The organism is Micromonospora sp. NPDC050795, from assembly GCF_044456785.1.
Taxonomy (GTDB): Bacteria; Actinomycetota; Actinomycetes; order Mycobacteriales; family Micromonosporaceae; genus Micromonospora.
In genome coordinates, this window is sequence record NZ_JBITGE010000036.1 from 55265 (window position 1) to 69049 (window position 13785).

Here is a 13785-nt window from a genome sequence, read left to right on the forward strand (position 1 = left end):
CGGATGCGGATCGGCATCGTGTGCCCGTACTCCTTCGATGTGCCCGGTGGGGTGCAGAACCACGTCATGGACCTGGCGGAGGCGCTGATCGCGCTGGGCCACGAGGTCAGCGTGCTCGCACCGGCCGACGAGGATTCGCCGCTGCCGGAGTACGTGGTGTCGGCCGGGCGGGCCGTTCCGCTGCCGTACAACGGTTCGGTGGCTCGGATCGCGTTCGGCCCGGTGTCGACCGCCCGGGTTCGGCGGTGGATCACCAACGGTGACTTCGACGTGCTGCACGTGCACGAGCCGCTCACGCTGAGTTTGTCGCTGCTGGCTGTGCTCTCCGCCCGTGGCCCGGTGGTGGCCACGTTCCACACCGCGATGACCCGTTCGCGGGTCCTCGCCGCCGCGCAGGGTGTGCTCCAGATCGTGTTGGAGCGGATCACGGCCCGCATCGCGGTGAGCGCGCTGGCCCGCAAGGTGCAGGTCGAGCACATGGACGGCGGGGCGGTGGAGATCCCCAACGGGGTGGCGGTGGCCAAGTTCGCCGACGCCGAGCCGTTGCCGGGTTGGCCGGGGGAGTGCGCGGTCGGCACCGGCGGCACGCTCGGCTTCCTGGGCCGGTTCACCGAGGCGCGCAAGGGCTTCCCGGTGCTACGCGACGCGTTCGTGGCGCTGGCCGCCACCCGGCCCGGTCTGCGGTTGCTGGTCGCCGGCCCGGGTGACCCCGACGACCTGTACGACCAGTTCCCGGCCGAACTGCACGAGCAGATCACGTTCCTCGGCCTGGTCAGCGAAGCGGACAAGGCGCGCATGTTGCGCAGTGTGCACCTCTACGTCGCACCGAACACCGGCGGCGAGTCGTTCGGCATGATCCTCACCGAGGCGCTGGCGGCGGGCACGACGGTCATCGCCAGCGATCTGGACGCGTTCCGGCGGGTGCTCGACGGTGGGCGGGCCGGTCGGCTCTTCCCCACCGGAGACTCGGTGGGGCTGCGTGACGTGCTGACCGAGCTGCTGGACGACCCGGCCGCGCGGGCCACGCTGACTGCCTGTGGCGATCTGGTGGTCGCGAATTTCGACTGGCCGGTGGTTGCTCGCCGCGTTCTGGAGGTATACGCAGCGGCGATCGAGGCAACCGACGGGCGGGTCATCGACCAGGAGTGGGTGGGGCTGAGCTGAGCCGGTGTGACGGGTGGTGCGGTGGTGACCGGCGGGACCGGTCCGGCCGCGCCCAATCGGACGAAACGGAGCAGCACTACGATGCCGCACATGTGGTGGGTGGTGGCCGCGAGCGTGGTCGTGGGGCTGGTCGCGGCGTACCTCATCTGGACCGCTGGCCGGGTGGAGCGGCTTCAGGGTCGCGCGGAGCTGGCGGCCCGGGCCCTCGACGCCCACCTGCTGCGCCGCGCGGCGGCAGCCGCGGTCCTGGCTGAGCGGCGTTTCGGCGTCGAGCTGTACGCGGCGGCCCGGATCGCCCTGGACGCCGGTCCGGACGAGCGGGAGGCGGCGGAGAACGACCTCACCCGGCAGTTGCGCGGCGTCCAGTTGGACCCGGGCGACCCGGACTGCGTGGCGGTCATCGCCGCGAGTCGTCGGCTCGCGCTGTCCCGGCAGGTGCACACCGATCTGGTCCGGGACGCCCGTTCGGCGCGCAGCCGGCCGCTGGTGCGCCTGTTGCGGATGGGGCGGGGCCGGGAGTGGCCGCGTTACTTCGACATCGACGATCCGACCCTCGTCGTGCCGGCGGACGTCCCCGCCGCCTGATCGTCGACGGTCGCCGCCCGCTCCCGGACGGGTACGGCGGGCCGGTGACCACTGCCACAGCGCAGGCCACCGGGGGTCTGATTGGCTGTCGGCGTGGCGTTGCACCGCGCGTAGCATTTCCGCCGCCACCCCCAGAGCATGTCCAAGGAGCGATGACCCGTGCCCGAAAACACCGCCTCGAACACCGGTAACGCCCCCGTCGTCGGCACCGCCCGCGTGAAGCGTGGCATGGCCGAGATGCTCAAGGGTGGCGTGATCATGGATGTCGTCAACGCCGAGCAGGCCAAGATCGCCGAGGACGCCGGAGCCGTCGCGGTGATGGCCCTGGAGCGGGTGCCCGCCGACATCCGCGCGCAGGGTGGGGTGTCCCGGATGAGCGACCCCGACATGATCGACGGGATCATCGAGGCGGTCTCCATCCCGGTGATGGCCAAGGCCCGTATCGGCCACTTCGTGGAGGCGCAGATCCTCCAGTCGCTCGGTGTGGACTACGTCGACGAGTCCGAGGTGCTGACCCCGGCCGACTACGCCAACCACATCGACAAGTGGGCGTTCACGGTGCCCTTCGTCTGCGGCGCCACCAACCTGGGCGAGGCGTTGCGCCGGATCACCGAGGGCGCGGCGATGATCCGCTCCAAGGGTGAGGCGGGCACCGGTGACGTCTCCAACGCCACCACCCACATGCGGAAGATCCGCCAGGAGATCCGGCGGCTGGCCTCGCTGCCGACCGACGAGCTGTACGTCGCGGCCAAGGAGTTGCAGGCCCCGTACGAGTTGGTCAAGGAGGTCGCCGAGAGCGGCAAGCTGCCGGTGGTGCTGTTCACCGCCGGCGGGATCGCCACCCCGGCCGACGCGGCGATGATGATGCAGCTCGGCGCGGAGGGCGTCTTCGTCGGTTCCGGCATCTTCAAGGCGGGCAACCCGGCTCAGCGGGCCGCCGCGATCGTCAAGGCGACCACCTTCCATGACGACCCGGATGTGCTGGCGAAGGTCTCCCGCGGTCTGGGCGAGGCGATGGTCGGCATCAACGTCGACGAGATCCCGCAGCCGCACCGTCTGGCCGAGCGGGGTTGGTAGGCATGGGCGCGCCCACCATCGGTGTGCTCGCGCTCCAGGGTGATGTCCGCGAGCACGTGGCGGCGCTGGCCGCGGCGGGCGCGGACGCCCGCCCGGTCCGCCGTCCGGCGGAGTTGGACGCGGTCGACGGCCTGGTCATCCCGGGCGGCGAGTCCACCACCATGAGCAAGCTCGCCGACATCTTCGAGATGCGCGAGCCGATCGACAAGCGGATCGCCGACGGCATGCCGGTCTACGGCTCCTGCGCCGGGATGATCATGTTGGCGACCGAGGTGCTCGACGGTCGACCCGATCAGCGGGGTTTCGCCGGCATCGACATGACCGTCCGGCGCAACGCGTTCGGCCGGCAGGTCGACTCGTTCGAGGCGCCGGTGACCGTCGCCGGGGTGCCGGGCGAGCCGTTTCACGCGGTGTTCATCCGCGCGCCGTGGGTCGAGCGTGTCGGTGCCGGCGTCGAGGTCATCGGGGTGGTGTCCGAGGGGCCGGCCGTCGACCGGATCGTCGCGGTGCGACAGGGCAACCTGGTGGCCACCTCGTTCCACCCGGAGCTCACCGGTGACCTACGCGTGCACGCGTACTTCGTGGACCTGGTCCGCGCTGCCGGGTGACGGGGTGTCCGTCGCTCAACCGACGACCGCGCGCAAGCGTCCCGGGCGGCGGCCCGCCAACTCGTCGAGCGCGGTCGCTGTGGCGGCGTCGGCGGGCAACTGCACCACCAGGCGCTGCGGGTCGGCCTCGGCCAGCTCCAGCGTCTCGACGTTGAGGCGGAGCAGCCCCGCCTCCGGATGGCGCACCGTCAGCAGGCCGGCCCGTGCGGCGGTCACCGCACGGGTGGCGGCCGACCAGGCGGAGCTGGTGAGCTGAGATGGAGACCATCCTGATGATGTGATTCCGCTTTCCCGGCGTCTGCCCGATTTGGGCAGGCGCGGGGAGGCCGCCACGCGCGGTGCGTGACAGCGACCCGAGGGACGTCGGTAGGATTGCGGAGATTCGGCAGGGCCATCTGCCCGCCACGGCTTCCACCAGAGCTGACCGGCACCTCCGCGTGCGCCGGTGGGAGCGGGGCGTGAGCGGTGCGGTCGATGCAGACGGCGGGTAGCAACGGAGGTAGAAGATGTCCGGCCACTCAAAGTGGGCGACGACCAAGCACAAGAAGGCCGTCATCGACGCCAAGCGCGGCAAGATGTTCGCCAAGCTGATCAAGAACGTCGAGGTGGCCGCGCGGACCGGCGGCGGTGACCCCTCCGGCAACCCGACGCTCTTCGACGCCATTCAGAAGGCGAAGAAGAGCTCGGTGCCGAACGACAACATCGATCGCGCCGTCAAGCGCGGCTCCGGCCTGGAGGCCGGCGGCGCCGACTGGCAGACGATCATGTACGAGGGGTACGGCCCGAGCGGCGTCGCCATGCTCATCGAGTGCCTCACCGACAACCGCAACCGCGCGGCGACCGAGGTACGGACCGCGCTGACCCGCAACGGCGGCTCGCTCGCCGACGCCGGCTCGGTGTCGTACATGTTCTCCCGCAAGGGCGTGGTGATCGTCCCCAAGGAGGGCACCAGCGAGGACGACGTGATGCTCGCCGTCCTGGACGCCGGCGCCGAAGAGGTCAACGACATCGGTGAGGCGTACGAGGTGGTCTCCGAGCCGACCGACCTGATCCCGGTGCGCACGGCGTTGCAGGACGCCGGCATCGAGTACGAGTCGGCCGAGTCCTCCCTGATCCCCAGCGTCAACGTGCCGCTGGACGAAGAGGGCGCGCGCAAGATCTTCAAGCTGATCGACGTCCTGGAGGACTGCGACGACGTCCAGAACGTCTACGCCAACTTCGACGTCAGCGACGACGTGATGGCAGCGGTAGACGCCTGACCTGACCTCGCCGCGCCGCTGCCCCACCCCGCCGCGATCTTGCACTTTCTGTCCCGACACACCGGGTAACACCTGGCATATCGCCAACAGAAAGTGCAAGATCGCGGCGGGATGTGGGTTGGGCGGCACCCGGGCTTCTGGGCCGGGCCGGCGCGCGACTTCGCCGGCTGGTACTTCAACCTCCAGGACCCGGTGCGGCGTACCCCGATCGGGGTGGACACCCTGGATCACGAGCTGGACCTGTGGTGGGCCGCGGACGCCGACCGGTACGTCTGGAAGGACGTGGAGCTGTTCGCCCAGCGCCTCGTCGAGGGGCGCTACCCGGGCATGGCGGACGCCATCCAGGCCGAGGGTGACCGGATCGCTGCCCTACTCGACGCCGGTGAGCGCCGGTGGGACCGGTCGTGGGCCACCTGGCAACCGGACCCGGCCTGGACGGCGCCCCCGCTGCCCGCCGGCTGGGATCAGGTGCCACCCGCGCGTTGAGCGGCGGCGACGTCAGTTCCCGGGCAGCGCCTTGACCAGGAACACCTGATCCGGGCCGCCGGTGCACGGCTCGACCAGCGCCGCGTTCGCCACGTCGCTGTCGTCGTCGCGCAGGCCGACGCACAACGCGCTCCGGTCGGGCCGGATCCGGTACGCGTCGGGGCTCGCTCCGGTCGGTTCGAAGTGGAACACCTGCTTCGGCCTGTCCGCGTTGCAGTCCTTCGCGTTCCAGGGTTCGAGGAAGTTCCGTCCGGGATCTTCCTCGCGGATGGTGAGGCAGCCCTTCCCGAGCACCGGGTGGACCCAGTGGATGAAGAACATGCCGTCGGCCACCGCTTCCAGCGAGGTGTCCGGTGGGGTGGCCTCCGTGCAGGGCCGCTGGACCGCTATCTCCTTCGTGTACTGGCCGGTGCGGTCGCGGCCCTCGGTGAGGCAGAGGTGCGGGCTGCGGGCGGGGCTGATCTGGCTGGGCCCCGCGCTCGGCGAACGGGCACCGCCAGCCGCCGACGCGGTCGGATCGGTGGTCTGGGCACTCTTTCCCTGTTCGTCGTCGCGTCGCTCGATCCAGAAGCCCACGCCGAGCGTGGCCAGCAGGGCGACGACGAGCAGCGCCACCGGCGCGGGCCGCGCGAACCAGCGTGGGCGGGCCGGGCCGGAATGCTCCGGCGCCACCGTCGTGTCCGGGTCGACCGGCGGCGGGTCCGCCGGCGGGGACGGCGGGGCCAACTGACCTGCCGCGAGGCGGTGCCGGGCCCGTAGCCACGTGTCGACCTGTTCTCCCGCGCCGCACGCCCGCACGAACGCGGCCACCACCTCGGGGCGTGGCAGTGTGGACCGCCGCAGGATGTCCGCCGCGGTGCTGCGCGCCAGGACGTCGCCTGTCGACGCGGCGCGCTGTTCCAGTTGTCGGTAGGTGAGTCCCGACCGGTCCTTGAGCTGGCGCAGCATCTCGACGAATTCGGCCGGGTCGGACGCGTCGTCCGGGCGTAGCTCCCCCGTGGTCATCGCCCGATTCTCCAGACACCGCGGACGCGAGGGCAAATCAGGTCCCGGTGACTGTCCGACATGGTCGGACAGGATCCGGACAAGCTGCGCTGAGCTGCCCGGACAGCCCAGCGCGGTGACCAGGGCATTGTCCTTGCCCACCGGGTTACCTAGCGTCGTTGTCGACGGCCGTGCCGCTGACCGGTGTACGGCCGAGCGGCTCGCGCCGGCACGGGTTCGGGCTGGACCACACCAACGACACGGGGAGATTCGATGGATGACGCTGTCCGGGATCCGGTGCCGCAGGCGGCCACGGCGGGGGAGTACGTGGCGCTGCTCAGGGCGGTACGGCGGCGTTCCGGTCTGACCTACCGGGAGCTGGCCCGGCAAGCCTCGGCGGCCGGGCACTGGCTGCCGCCGAGCACCCTCGCGACGATGCTGGGGCGGACGACGCTGCCCCGGGAACGCACTGTCGTCGCGCTGCTGGCCGCCTGCGGCACCCCTGCCGTCGAGGTCGACAGGTGGCTGGAGACACGGCGGGACCTCGAAGCTCGCCTCGGCGAGCAGGGTCGAGGGGAGAGCGACGCGCAACGGACCCCTGCCGGCCCGCCCACTGCCGTCGCGGCGGACATCCGCCCGAGCGTCGGCGCGGTTCCGCCGCGACCCGAAGCGCCCTGGCCGGCCCGTCGCTGGCTTCGGCTGGCGCTGCTGGCGGTGCTCGGCGTCCTGACGGTCGGTGCGACCGGCGCGTTGCGACCTCCCACCCCTTCCACAGTCGACGGTTCGTCGACCGTCGGCTGCCCGGAGGTGCTGCGCCAGGGCATGTACGGCCCGTGCGTGCTGAGCCTCCAGGAACATCTGGTGGCCGATGGACTCACTGTCCCGGTCGACGGCTGGTTCGGCCCGGACACCACCAGCCGGGTGATGGTGTTCCAGGCGTTCGGCGGCCTGCCGGTCAATGGCACCGCGGACGAGCGGTTGTTCGACGAGTTGACGGGCGATCGCAGGGTGCCCGCCACCTGGTCGGAGGACCGGATCGGCAAACACCTGCGGCGGACGTTCCCGGAGGATCCAGCCGGGGCGGTGCAGGTGGCGCGCTGCCTGTCCGGCCTGGACCCGTACCGGGTGGAGGTCGTCGAGGACGGGTCGCGCCGCTGGGGGTTGTTCCAGTTCAGCGACATGGAGGTGTCCCGGTTCGGCGTCGACCGCCAGACGGCGCTGGACGCGGCGTGGAACATCAGGGCGGCACGGGAGGTCTGGTCCCGTACCGGCGACTTCGGCCACTGGAACTGCGCGGCGTAGCTGTCACGCGTGGCGCTCCCCGTCCGGTCCACGAACCGGACGGGGAGCGTCGGTCATCCCGACTGACGGTTCACTGTCGCAGGCGGTTGGCGAAGACGTACGCGCCCACCGATCGGCCGGTGGCGAGGCCGGCGTCCGCGTCGAAGCGATAGTGCACGCCGAGGTAGATCCGGCTCAGCGCGTTCTCCTCGGCGGCGTGGTCGAAGCCGGTCATGTGCCGCACCACCCCCACGGCGTGCGGGTCGTCGGTTGTGGCGTCGAAGGCGATCGCATCGGTGCCGAAGAACCTCTTCATCACCGCCGACCAGGCCCCCGCGAAGGTGGCGTGCCCGGAGATGTAGGCCGGGAACGCCGGGGTGTACGGCACCCCCTCGCGGGTCTTCGACAGCGGTTGCCAACCGGGGCCCTCCATCGCCTCGATCGCCGTCACCGGCCGCCACAGGTCGATGGGCGTCTGGTACTTGGCGTCCCAGGCGGCGATGGCGGCGTCGGCGAGGGCGAGGGCCACCAGCCCGAAGAGCCGGGCGTTGGCGAGGATGCCGAGCTGACGCTGCTCCGACACGATCCGGGTGTGCGAGAAGAGTTGACCCGGTGGCTTGTAGGTGCCCCCCAGGTCGTTGGCCCAGAAGAACGCGATCTGCGTCTGCTCGGGCGTCCGCAGCGACGACGTCCGACCGCCGTAGTCGCGGATCTCCTGCACCTGGGTGCGGTACTCCTGCTTGCCGAGCAGGTCCGCGTACCCGGTGGCGCCGGCCGGTAGGCCGGGCCGGAACTGCCGGCCCGAGGTGAGCGCGAACGGGGTCACCAGTCCCCAGTTCGGGCTGACCGCCGCCTTGCCGTTTGTCGGCCGCCACGCGCCGGGCACGTTCTCCTGCACCGGATAGGCGGTGGGGTTGTCGAAGCCGTCGTTGGCGCGGGCCTGGAGGTTGGCGGCGGCCGCCGCCGCACCGACGATGTCACCACGGGCGACCTCGGCGGCGTTCACCCCGGACGGCCGGAGCGCGACAGCGGCGGCGAGGGCCGCGGAGTAGGACTGACCCTGACCGCCGTACAGGGCGGTCAGCACGTCGTACGCGGCCCGGTCGATGGCGGCGTGCACTGACGGCGCGACGACGTTGTCCATGGTGCCGGGGTAGCTGACCGGCACTCGTACCCGGTAGGGGTTGCCGACCCCGGTGACCGAGACGGCGGCGTCGTGCATCGCCGCGTGCAGGATGGCGGCCTCGCGCGACGAGGAGGTGGGTGGCAGGTCCAGCGCCTTGTAGGTGGCCAGCAGGACACCGTTCCAGTACAGGATCGGGTCGGTGGCCGGGTTCACGGCCAGCGGGGTGAGCGAGATGTTGTCCAACCGGACCGTCGAGGCGGCCTGGCCGCCGAAGTGGAACAGCAGCACCGCCTTCGGGTCGCCGAACGGGGACACGAAGTCGAAGGTGAAGCGGTTCATCGAGGACGTCAGCGTGACGTTCTGGTCGACGGCGGAGGTGAAGGGCGTGTCCGCCCGGGAGACCGAGACGCGCAGGGAGCGGTTGACGTCGGCCGAGGCGTCAAACTGCAACCGGTACGCCTGCGCGGCCGTCACCCCGAACTCGAAGTGACCGACCAGGTCCTCCCAGGCGGGCTTGCCCACTGTGGCGCTGGTGCGGACGCGCAGTTGCCCGGCGTTGACGGTGGTGCTGGTCGAGGCGAGCCGGGTCCACCAGGGCTGAGTGCTGCCGGTGTCGAAGGTGCCGTTGATGATGAGGTCGCCCGCAGCGGCGGCTGCCGGCGCGGGGCGGACGAGGGCGGTGAGGGTGCTGGCGAGCGCGACAGCGAGCACGACGCTGAGCAGACGGCGGAGTTGCCGTGCGGTGATCGGTGGGGACATCGGGAGCCTTTCCGGTCCGGAAACCGGCGACGACCAGGTCGTTGCCGTGAGGATCGGCTCAACGTAGGAGTGTTCGCGCTGTTCACGGCCACCGAACAGCGCTCGGCACGGTGCCGTACGGCAGCGGGCGCCGGCATCCGATCAGGACACCGACGCCCGGGCGGGGCGGACCGCTTGCTCAGCCGATCGTCTCCCGCTCCCGCCAGGCGGTGCGCAGCGAGGTCCGGCCGTTGGTGCGCAGGAGTGACCCCTCGTACACCCGGGCCCCGGCGAGGAGGAACGCGCCGGCGGCGAGCACCAGGAGGAGCAGTGAGACGATCGGCTCCCAGCCGGCCGCGTCGCCGGTGAAGAGCCGCAGCGGCATGGCCGTGGGCGACGAGAACGGCAGGTAGGACAGCACGCGCATCGCTGTGGCGTTGTCGTTCAGGAAGATCACCGCGAAGAACGGCAGCATGACGGCGAGCTGCACCGGCGTCGAGACGGCGGCGATGTCCTCCTGCCGGTTGGCCAGCGCGCCGGCCGCGGCCCACATGGCGGCGAGCAGCACGAAACCGATCAGGAAGAACGGTACGAACCAGCCGATCGCCGGGGCGAGCAGGCTGAGCAGGCCTCCGCTGTCCCCGATCTGCAGCCCGAGCACCGCCACCAGCGCGATCAGGGCGATCTGCGCGAACGCCAGGATGGCCCCGGCGACCACCTTGCCGGCCAGCAGGGCCCGGACCGGCACGGCGGCGACCAGGATCTCCACGATCCGGGTCTGCTTCTCCTCGATGACGCTCTGCGCGATCTGCACACCGAACGTCTGCGAGGTGATGAAGAAGACGAACGCGAAGACGAACGGCACCAGGAACGCCACCACCGGATCGACAGCGTCCGGGTCGAGCAGGCGGACGGTCGGCTGGGTGCTCAGGGCCTTCACCACGTCGTCGGGGGCTTCGTCCATGGCCAGGACGGCCGGTCCGGTGACCACCGCTGCGTCCACGTCGTCGTCGCGGACGGCCTGCTCGGCGGCCCGGTCATCGGGGACGACCCGGACTTCCAGCCCGGCGGCGCGCAGCGGCGCGGCCAGGCTCTCGGTCACCGCCACCGTGGACGGCCCGCCGGAGAACAGCGGCGGCAGGATGGTGCCGGCCGCGGCGATCACCAGGAAGAACAGCGTGCCGAACAGGAAGGTGCGGTCGCGCAGCTTGACCCGGATCTCGCGTTCGGCGACCAGCCGGGTGGCCTGAGTGACGTTCACTGGGTGACCTCTCGGAAGATCTCGGTGAGCGAGGGGCTGACCGGGCGGAAGGCGCGGACCGGGCCGCGCGCGAGGGCGGCCCGCAGCACGGGTTGTTCGTCGGTGCCGGCCGGCAGGTCGAAGAGCACCCGCGCGCCGTCCAACTCGACCACTGTCACACCGGGGTGGTCGCGTACCCAGCCGGCGTCGTGTTCCACGACCAGCTCGAAGCGGGGCACCGTGTACGAGTCGCGCAGCTGCTGCCGGCTGCCGGCGGCCCGGATCACCCCGTCCCCGATGATCACCAGGTCGTCGCAGAGGCGCTCCACCACGTCGAGCTGGTGACTGGAGAAGAGCACCGGCGCGCCGGCCGAGGCCCGTTCCCGCAGCACGGCCACGACGGTCTCCACGGCCAGCGGGTCGAGGCCGGAGAACGGCTCGTCGAGCACCAGCACCTCGGGGTCGTGGACCAGCGCGGCGGCGATCTGGGCCCGCTGCTGGTTGCCCAGCGACAGCGTCTCCAGCAGGTCGTCGCCGCGCTCGCCGAGCCCGACCCGGTCCAGCAGCGCGTCGGTGGACCGTCGTGCCGCGGCGGCGTCCAGCCCGTGCAGCCGGCCCAGGTAGGTCACCTGCTCGCGGGTGGTCATCTTGGGGTAGAGGCCCCGCTCCTCCGGCATGTAGCCGAAGCGCCGGCGGTCCTGCGGGGTCAGCGTGGTGCCGCCCCAGCTCACCTCGCCCGCGTCGGGGGAGAGCACACCCAGGATGATCCGCATGGTGGTGGTCTTGCCGGCGCCGTTGGCGCCCACGAAACCGGTCATCCGGCCGGCGGACACCTCGAAGGACACGTTCCTGAGCACCTGACGGTCGCCGAAGCTGCGGTCGACGCCGTCGAGGCGAAGCGTTCTGGTCACGCACACACGCTAGATCGATCACGCCGCCGCGCCGTCCGCCCGGCGGGTGAGCGGGCGGGTCCACCTCGCGGCGGACGCCGTCACCCGCCCGGGCGGACCACCCCGTTCTCGTACGCGAACACCACTGCCTGCACCCGGTCGCGCAGGCCGAGTTTGGCCAGTACCCGACTCACGTGCGTCTTCACCGTCGCCTCGCCCAGGTGGATGGCCGCGGCGATCTCCGCGTTGCTCGACCCGGCGGCGAGCAGCATCAGCACCTCCCGTTCGCGCGGGGTCAGCCCGGCCAGCGCGGCCTCGGCGTCCGGGCCCCGGTGGGCGGTGCCCGCCGGGTCGCCGGGCCGGGCGAAGGTGGAGATCACCCGGCGGGTGATCTCCGGAGCGAGCAGGCCGTCGCCCCTGGCCAACACCCGGATCGCCTCGATCAGCTCCTCCGGCGTGCCGTTCTTGAGCAGGAAGCCGCTGGCCCCGGCCCGCAGCGCGGCGAACAGGTAGTCGTCGCGGTCGAAGGTGGTGAGGATCAGCACCGCCGGCGCCCCGGGGCCGTCGGCGACGATCTGCCGGGTGGCCTCCAGGCCGTCCATCCCGGGCATCTCCACATCCATGAGTACCACGTCGGGGCGGGTGGCTCGGGTCATGATGACGGCCCGTTCACCGTCGGCGGCCTCACCGACCACCTCGATGTCGTCCTCCACCTCCAGGATGACCCGGAAGCCGGTACGGACGAGGTGCTGGTCGTCGGCGAGCAGCACCCGCACCGTCGGCCCGGCGTCAGGCGCCTGCTGGGATGCCGCGCTCATGCCGACGGCTCCGCGCCGGCTGCCGCCTGCTGCCTGTCGCTCGGCTCCCGCTGTGGGCCCATCGGCCGGTCCGCCGACGCCGCCAGGGGGAAGCGGGCGCGTACCCGCCAGCCGCCGCCGGCCCGTGGCCCGGCCTCCAGGTCGCCGTCGTGGGCGGTGACCCGTTCGCGCATGCCGATCAGGCCCAATCCGTCGGTGTCGGCCCGCCCGCCGCCCCGCCCGTCGTCGGTCACGTCGACCTCCACCTCCCGGGCCAGGTACCGGACCCGCACGTCGAGCAGGGCCGCCTCGGCGTGCTTCAACGTGTTGGTCACCGCCTCCTGCGTCACCCGGTAAGCCGTCTGGGAGACCGATTCGGGCAACGCGACCGGGTCGCCGTACACCCCGAGGGTGGCCGTCAGCCCGGCGGCCCGAGCCCGCTCGACCAGCTCGTCGATCCGTTCGACGCCGCCGGCCGGCGGCGTCGCGGCGTCGGTGCCGGCGGAGGTCCGCAGCACGCCGAGCATCCGACGCAGCTCGTCGACGGCGGTGCGGGCGCTCTGCTCGATGGCGGTCAGCGCGGTGCGGGCCTTACCCGGGTCGCGGTCGAACACCCGGCGGCAGGCGGATGCCTGCACGCCCATCACCGACACGTGGTGGGCGACCACGTCGTGCAGCTCGCGGGCGATCCGGACCCGTTCGCCGAGCACCGCCCGCTCCCGGGCCTCGGCCTGCGACCGGCGCAGGTCCTCGGCCTGGGCGCGCAGCTCGTGCTCGCGGCGCGCGGCCACCCACGCGGTCTCGCCGAAGAAGTACCCGAAACCGAAGACCAGTACGTTGAGCAGCACGCCGGTGACCATCGCGGCGAGCACCGGTGGCACCGGTCCGACCGCGTCGGCGAAGGCATCCGCCGGGATGTGGTCGATCATCACCGCGTAGTAGACACCGAGCCAGGCGAACATCGTGGCGATCACGCCGATCCGCAGCCGGCGGGACAGGTGGCGGTCCTGCCCCCACGCGCCGACGGTGTAGAGGGCGCAGAACAGGGCCCACGAGGAGAACTGGGTCTCCGGGGCCGAGCGGGCCTGGGCGGCGATGAACGCCACCGCGACGACCAGCAGGGTCGCGGTCGGCCAGCGTCGTCGCCAGATCAGCGGGAGGGTCACCGCGACGGTCCAGAACAGCTGCTCCGGCCCGGACGGCGGTGGGCCCAGAAGGAACGCGCCGGTGCTGCGGGCCAGGGTCAGGCTGACCAACGCCAGCCCGGTCATCCCCAGGCCGATCCAGAGGTCGTTTCGGCGCTGCTCCGCCGTCGGGCCCGGACGACGCCATTCCTCTCGCGGTGCCTCGCTCATCCGGGAACGATGCCATGCCGTCGACCAGGCCCGTCGACCGGGCGGGCTCGTGCCGGTCCGGTCGCGTCGACGGGCGGGGGGGGGGGGCGGGGGGGGGCCCCCGGGCCCCCCCCCGGGGGGGGGGGGGGGGGGGTTGTTTTGGGGGGGGTGGGCGGGGGGGGGGGGTGGGGGCCCCCACCCACCCCCCGCGGGGCC

At 72.0% G+C, this 13785-nt stretch carries 14 protein-coding genes; 7 read left to right on the plus strand and 7 right to left on the minus strand.

The window, feature by feature from the left end; genetic code table 11:
- The first annotated feature begins 3 nt into the window (after positions 1-3).
- From ACIBEF_RS26700 to pdxT, 4 genes are all read left to right on the plus strand, one after another.
- Positions 4-1164 carry a glycosyltransferase family 4 protein gene (locus ACIBEF_RS26700; RefSeq protein WP_396795894.1) on the plus strand — a complete coding sequence of 387 codons (1161 nt, stop codon included), beginning with the start codon at positions 4-6 and terminating at the stop codon, positions 1162-1164.
- Positions 1165-1245: 81 nt separating this feature from the next.
- Positions 1246-1749 carry a hypothetical protein gene (locus ACIBEF_RS26705; RefSeq protein WP_357204357.1) on the plus strand — a complete coding sequence of 168 codons (504 nt, stop codon included), beginning with the start codon at positions 1246-1248 and terminating at the stop codon, positions 1747-1749.
- Positions 1750-1908: 159 nt separating this feature from the next.
- Positions 1909-2826: a pyridoxal 5'-phosphate synthase lyase subunit PdxS gene (pdxS, locus tag ACIBEF_RS26710; RefSeq protein WP_396795895.1), complete on the plus strand. Its 918-nt coding sequence runs from the start codon at positions 1909-1911 to the stop codon at positions 2824-2826.
- A gap of 2 nt (positions 2827-2828) precedes the next feature.
- On the plus strand, positions 2829-3434 hold the full coding sequence (gene pdxT / locus ACIBEF_RS26715; RefSeq protein WP_396795896.1) for a pyridoxal 5'-phosphate synthase glutaminase subunit PdxT: 606 nt from the start codon (positions 2829-2831) through the stop codon (positions 3432-3434).
- 15 nt (positions 3435-3449) lie between these two features.
- On the opposite strand, the gene ACIBEF_RS26720 is transcribed toward pdxT, so the two are convergent.
- Positions 3450-3767: a hypothetical protein gene (locus ACIBEF_RS26720; protein ID WP_396795897.1), complete on the minus strand. Its 318-nt coding sequence runs from the start codon at positions 3765-3767 to the stop codon at positions 3450-3452.
- A gap of 173 nt (positions 3768-3940) precedes the next feature.
- Between ACIBEF_RS26720 and ACIBEF_RS26725 the strand changes: the two genes are divergently transcribed.
- Both ACIBEF_RS26725 and ACIBEF_RS26730 read left to right on the plus strand, forming a co-directional pair.
- A complete protein-coding gene (locus tag ACIBEF_RS26725) occupies positions 3941-4693 on the plus strand; it encodes a YebC/PmpR family DNA-binding transcriptional regulator (RefSeq protein WP_124771632.1) in 753 nt (250 codons plus the stop codon).
- Positions 4694-4804: 111 nt separating this feature from the next.
- Positions 4805-5179 carry a DUF402 domain-containing protein gene (locus ACIBEF_RS26730; protein ID WP_396795899.1) on the plus strand — a complete coding sequence of 125 codons (375 nt, stop codon included), beginning with the start codon at positions 4805-4807 and terminating at the stop codon, positions 5177-5179.
- A gap of 12 nt (positions 5180-5191) precedes the next feature.
- Here the strand turns inward: ACIBEF_RS26730 and ACIBEF_RS26735 are convergent, their stop codons facing one another.
- Positions 5192-6184 (minus strand): helix-turn-helix domain-containing protein, encoded by a 993-nt coding sequence (locus ACIBEF_RS26735; RefSeq protein ID WP_396795900.1) that lies wholly within the window; start codon positions 6182-6184, stop codon positions 5192-5194.
- Between the two features lie 252 nt (positions 6185-6436).
- On the opposite strand from ACIBEF_RS26735, the gene ACIBEF_RS26740 reads away from it, so the two are divergent.
- Positions 6437-7465 carry a peptidoglycan-binding protein gene (locus tag ACIBEF_RS26740; RefSeq protein ID WP_396795901.1) on the plus strand — a complete coding sequence of 343 codons (1029 nt, stop codon included), beginning with the start codon at positions 6437-6439 and terminating at the stop codon, positions 7463-7465.
- 70 nt (positions 7466-7535) lie between these two features.
- Here ACIBEF_RS26740 and ACIBEF_RS26745 read toward each other — a convergent pair whose 3' ends face one another.
- The 5 genes from ACIBEF_RS26745 to ACIBEF_RS26765 form a co-directional block, all read right to left on the minus strand.
- Complete coding sequence (locus tag ACIBEF_RS26745) at positions 7536-9329, minus strand: carbohydrate binding domain-containing protein (RefSeq protein ID WP_396795903.1); 1794 nt, start codon at positions 9327-9329, stop codon at positions 7536-7538.
- Between the two features lie 178 nt (positions 9330-9507).
- Complete coding sequence (locus tag ACIBEF_RS26750) at positions 9508-10569, minus strand: ABC transporter permease (RefSeq protein WP_396795904.1); 1062 nt, start codon at positions 10567-10569, stop codon at positions 9508-9510.
- Positions 10566-11459 carry an ABC transporter ATP-binding protein gene (locus ACIBEF_RS26755; protein ID WP_396795905.1) on the minus strand — a complete coding sequence of 298 codons (894 nt, stop codon included), beginning with the start codon at positions 11457-11459 and terminating at the stop codon, positions 10566-10568. Before ACIBEF_RS26755 ends, ACIBEF_RS26750 begins: the two co-directional genes overlap by 4 nt.
- Positions 11460-11539: 80 nt before the next feature.
- Positions 11540-12256 carry a response regulator gene (locus ACIBEF_RS26760; RefSeq protein ID WP_396795907.1) on the minus strand — a complete coding sequence of 239 codons (717 nt, stop codon included), beginning with the start codon at positions 12254-12256 and terminating at the stop codon, positions 11540-11542.
- The gene (locus tag ACIBEF_RS26765; RefSeq protein WP_396795908.1) at positions 12253-13590 is read right to left on the minus strand and encodes a sensor histidine kinase; all 1338 of its coding nucleotides are present in this window, start codon (positions 13588-13590) and stop codon (positions 12253-12255) included. Before ACIBEF_RS26765 ends, ACIBEF_RS26760 begins: the two co-directional genes overlap by 4 nt.
- Positions 13591-13785 lie beyond the last annotated feature (195 nt).

Coding starts and splice junctions, on each gene's coding strand:
- ACIBEF_RS26700 (WP_396795894.1), top strand. CDS start 4: ATGCGGATCGGCATCGTGTGCCCGTACTCCTTCGATGTGCCCGGTGGG.
- ACIBEF_RS26760 (WP_396795907.1), bottom strand. CDS start 12,256: ATGAGCGCGGCATCCCAGCAGGCGCCTGACGCCGGGCCGACGGTGCGG.
- ACIBEF_RS26735 (WP_396795900.1), bottom strand. CDS start 6,184: ATGACCACGGGGGAGCTACGCCCGGACGACGCGTCCGACCCGGCCGAA.
- pdxT (WP_396795896.1), top strand. CDS start 2,829: ATGGGCGCGCCCACCATCGGTGTGCTCGCGCTCCAGGGTGATGTCCGC.
- ACIBEF_RS26730 (WP_396795899.1), top strand. CDS start 4,805: ATGTGGGTTGGGCGGCACCCGGGCTTCTGGGCCGGGCCGGCGCGCGAC.
- ACIBEF_RS26725 (WP_124771632.1), top strand. CDS start 3,941: ATGTCCGGCCACTCAAAGTGGGCGACGACCAAGCACAAGAAGGCCGTC.
- ACIBEF_RS26705 (WP_357204357.1), top strand. CDS start 1,246: ATGCCGCACATGTGGTGGGTGGTGGCCGCGAGCGTGGTCGTGGGGCTG.
- ACIBEF_RS26745 (WP_396795903.1), bottom strand. CDS start 9,329: ATGTCCCCACCGATCACCGCACGGCAACTCCGCCGTCTGCTCAGCGTC.
- ACIBEF_RS26765 (WP_396795908.1), bottom strand. CDS start 13,590: ATGAGCGAGGCACCGCGAGAGGAATGGCGTCGTCCGGGCCCGACGGCG.
- ACIBEF_RS26740 (WP_396795901.1), top strand. CDS start 6,437: ATGGATGACGCTGTCCGGGATCCGGTGCCGCAGGCGGCCACGGCGGGG.